Here is a 4,259-nt window from a genome sequence, read left to right on the forward strand (position 1 = left end):
GGTCAGATTGGCCAGGTAACGGAGCATGGCGTTCTTGCCGACGCCGGTGACGGCCATGAGATAAACCGGAGTGTTGGAGATGATGCCGGCCATCAAACCACGGAGGGCTTCGATGGTCGGGCCGATCATGGTGAGCTTCTCAGGTCCCGGGATGAAGGCTCGCAGCTCTTCCAGCCTCTTGGCGTCGAAGGGCTTGCCATTGCTGTCGCGGCCCGACCAGGCAGGCAGATGGGAAACTCTTCCGCCGGTTTGAGGGGCCTTGCTTTCCGCCCAGTTTGGCAGCTGGTCGAGCAGCTTTTGAGTTTCCCTCAATAGAGGTCTTCCCGCCTCCGAAGGCAAATTCCGGAGCTCCTCGGTCAAGATCTCCTGGACTCGCGGGAAGCCGTCGACCACTGCGGCCGACCAATTCGGATCGATCTGATCCAGCAGGCGAAGGGCCTTGATCTGGACGGGCGAGGTGTCGTTCCCGACATGGCGGCGCAGGGCCCGGCAAAGATCCTGATCGCTATAACCCGAACGCTGCAAGGCCTCGACGCTGAGGAGCGCGAGCTCGGCTTTGGGATGGTCAAGACCCTCGATCAATATCCCCTCGATCCGGCCGTCAACCGATCCAAAGTGGCTCAAGGTATGGGCGGCAAGGAGAGCGACTTCCGGGGAGGGATCCTGCAGGGCCCGCTCGAGCGCTTGACGCACTTCCGGTCGGTCGGGTCGCCAATAGCTCAGCGTCCGCGCCGCTCCGTGGCGAACCTTGTCCTCGGGGCTTTTCAACGATTCGAGGATTTTTTCGATGAAAACGGGATCGTCGAATTTGAGCCTCCTCAAGCCTTCGCCGGCGATAATCATCAAGTGGCTGTTCTCGCTGGTCAAAGCTTGGGTGAGTCGGCCCAGGACCGCGGGATTTCCCAGGTCCCATTCCGCCAGCAGGGCCGCGGCCTCGATTTGGACGTCGAGCTCGGAATGCTGCAACAAGGCGCTCACGGCTCGCTCCAGCGTCTGGTCGCGAATTTTCAAGCGGGCCAATGTCGACAAGACCTGAGCTTGAACGAGGGGATTCGGCGAGCCAAGCTGGAGCAAGAGCGCGTCGCGGATCTCCCGATCGTGAAAGGAATGCTCGGCGAGGGACTCGAGCGCCGACTGCTGGATCTCTTCGTCTTCGTCGAAGACTCCGGCCAAAAGGGTCTTTTTAACCCGAGAGTCGTCCTCATGGCCCAATTTTTTCAGGGCATCGGCCGCAGCCCAGCGCACGCCCCATTCGGAATCCTCGAGCAGCTCGAGTAGATATTTCTCGATGCCCGGGGTCCGGACCTCCAGCTCACCCAGGGATTCGGCCGCCGCGCTGCGGACGGTCCAATTCTCGTTGCCGGTTAGCTCCAGCAAAAGCTCATGGCCGGCCGCGAGGCGATGCCGCCCGATCCACTCGGCGAGACTGTCGTTGGACCAATCAATATTCCTCAAGATGGATTCAAAAACTTGCGGGGAGTCGATGCCGCTCAAGGAACGAGCCAACCAGACGCTTAGGGAGAGCCCCTGGGCTTTGGCCAACTCTTCATAGATGGCATCCAAGCTCGAAGTCTCTTCCCTGGCAAGGGCATGGCGGATCAAGGCCCGGGTTTTGGCCTCGACCGAGTCCCATTCGCTCCACTTGGGGATTTGCTCGAGCAGCTTTTGCAGCTCGACCGCCTTGTCGCCCTTGGCCTCGGCGAGGCCCCGGTTCAATTCTTCGGAGAGGATTTCGCGCAGCTCTTGGAGCGTGGGGAACTCGTCGATCCACTTCGGATCGAGCTCGTTGAGAGCGCGGATGGCCTTGCCATAAGGCTCCGGGCCCGCGATCTGCCAGAGTTTGGAGCGCAAGGCTTCTTTGGCTCCCGAAACCTTCCATTGAGCCAGCGCGACCGCCGCATGGATGGCGACGTCGGCCGAGCGGTGATTCAGCAAGCGCTGAAGGTCGGGAGTGAATTCCCGAAGTCCCAACTCGGCGAGGGCGTCGATGGTCTCGGTCAAATTCTCGGCTTGTCTCAGCAAGGCTTTGAGGTCCTCGATTCCCGACCGATCGCCCATCCGGGCAAGGGCCAAGGCGGTGACGGTGGCCGATTGGGGAGCCTGGTTCTTCCGGAGAGCCTTCAGTTCGGGAATGGCTTCGGTCGCTTTCAGCTTGCCTAGAGTCTCGATGGCTTTAAGCTGGATCCGGTTTTGGCCCTCCTTTACAAGGTTTTGGATGACTTCTTGAGCTTCGGTGACTTCGAGGCTGCCACAATATTCGAGCGCCGCCAGGGTATGCCATTGTTCGGTTTTTGGATTTTGCAGCAGCGCGAGCACCGGAGCGGGATCGATTTTGATCTTCAATCGGCCGAGCGCTTCGATGGCATGAGCTTGGGAATCCAGCTCCCCGGGATCGAGGGCCAAGGCCCGTAAGGTTGAGATGCCGGATTCCTCCCCCAGTCGAGCCAGACTTTCGGCCGCTTGGGCCCTGGCGATCGCCGAGGGGCTATTCTCCAGGATATTCTTCAAGTCGGGGATGGCCTCGATGGCTCCCAATTCGGCCAGGGCGGCGATGGATTTTCCGCGAACGGCATAGTCGCCCTTCAAGCCTTCGGTCCGGAGCCATTCGATTCCGCCTTTGAGGCGATGGGCCGCGATGAAATCGAGGTAATCCTCGTCGATGGTGTCCCATTTCAGGAACAGCTCCGTCAAATCCTCGGGGCCGGCCTCGCGGTACAAGAGAGCCAGCAAGGCGTCGAAGGCGAGCCCCTTCTCCCGGGCCAACGAAGCATAGATCGAATCGATGTCGGTGGTGCTCTCGGAAGCCAGGGCCCGGCGGATCGATTCCCGCCATTCGGCCTTCCGGTCGATTTCGGCGGTCGATTCCCATTTGGGCAGCTGCTCGAGGAGGCGTTGCAGCTCGGCGGCTCGGTCGCCCTTCGCCTCGGCGACGCTGCGGCTTAGTTCCTCGGAGAGCAGACCTTGAATCTCCGCAAATGTCGCCTGTCCCTGATCCCAGCCCGGCGCCAGTCGATCCAGGGTATCGGCGGCGTCGACCCAGATATCAGGCTCAGTCAATAGGGTCTTGATTTCGGGAAGCGCTTCGCCGACGCCAAGCTGGACCAAGGCCTCCAAGACTCGGAGACGGATCTGCGGATTGGGATCCTGCATCATGGCTCGCAGCAAGGGAATGGCTTCTACCGCGCCCAAACGGCCCACGGCCTGGGCAGCCATCTCCCGTACGTCGGAGTCGGCATCGGCGAGCAAGGCGGTCAGAGCCGGAATGGCTTCGGTGACGCCCAAATTGCCCAGGACCTGAATGCTTTTCCAGCGGGTTTCATTTTCACCCTGCGTGAGCAAGGGAATGAGGCCTTTGGCGGCTTCTTTGGCTTGGTGGAGCTCGATTAAATGGGCGGCGCTAAAGTAGATATCCCCACCGAACTCGAGCAAAGACTGGATGCCTTCGAAAGCTTCGTCTTGCCGGCCCAGTTTGGCCAAAGCCTCCATGGCTCTCGAGCGCAAATCCAAATTCTCCGATTGAAGTCCGGCGCGAAGCTGGGCCCAGCCTTCCTCGCGACCGAAACGGGCCAAAGCTTCAGCCGCGCTCAGTGAAACCTTGTCATTGGGGTGGGCAAGGAGGGGCTCCAAAGCTTCGATCGCATCGGTAAATCCCATTTCCCCGAGAAGTGCCACCACATGAGCTCGGAATCGGGGTTTGAGCGCGTCTTCCGAAAGTTGCAGTAGCCAGAGACCCTCCCTTGGATTCGCCCGCAGTAGTACCTTAATGGCGGCCATGGCGGAAAAGAGGTCGTCGTTTTTGCTCGCCAAGGGGCGGAACCCAACCAGCAAACGCGGGTTCTGAGCGACGAGGCCGGCGGCGCCGAGGTCGATCAGGGCGTCGGCTGCGGCGAGCCGGACATGGACATCCGGATCCTTCAAGAGGAGCTCGAGGGGTTCGGTTCCCTCGGGGCTCTTGATTCCACCTAAGGATTTCGCAGCATCCATCCGGATTTTAGCATCGGGGTGCTTCAAATATTCGATCAAAACCGGGACGCCGTTGGACACTTTGTAATTCCGGATCCAACTGATTTTCTCTTCGTCGCTCCAACCGGATTGCTCCAAGAAGAGGCGAATTTCTTCAGTGGAGGAGCTCTTGAGGGTTTTTTCCAGCCAAAGGTCCAGCTCCATCCCCTGCTCTTTCGCTAAATGGGTATAGAGCGACATCAAGTTGAAAGTTCCCTCTTGCGCCAAGGCTCGGCGGATGGCGGCGCGGAGTTGGG

At 60.1% G+C, this 4,259-nt stretch carries 1 protein-coding gene; it reads right to left on the reverse strand.

Features of this window, described 5'->3' with window-relative positions:
* Nucleotides 1-4,259, reverse strand: a 4,259-nt coding sequence (locus VJR29_00245; protein HKY61824.1) for a HEAT repeat domain-containing protein, incomplete at both ends; no start/stop codon positions are given.

Source organism: bacterium (assembly GCA_035281585.1).
Lineage (GTDB): Bacteria > UBA10199 > UBA10199 > DSSB01 > DSSB01 > DATEDP01.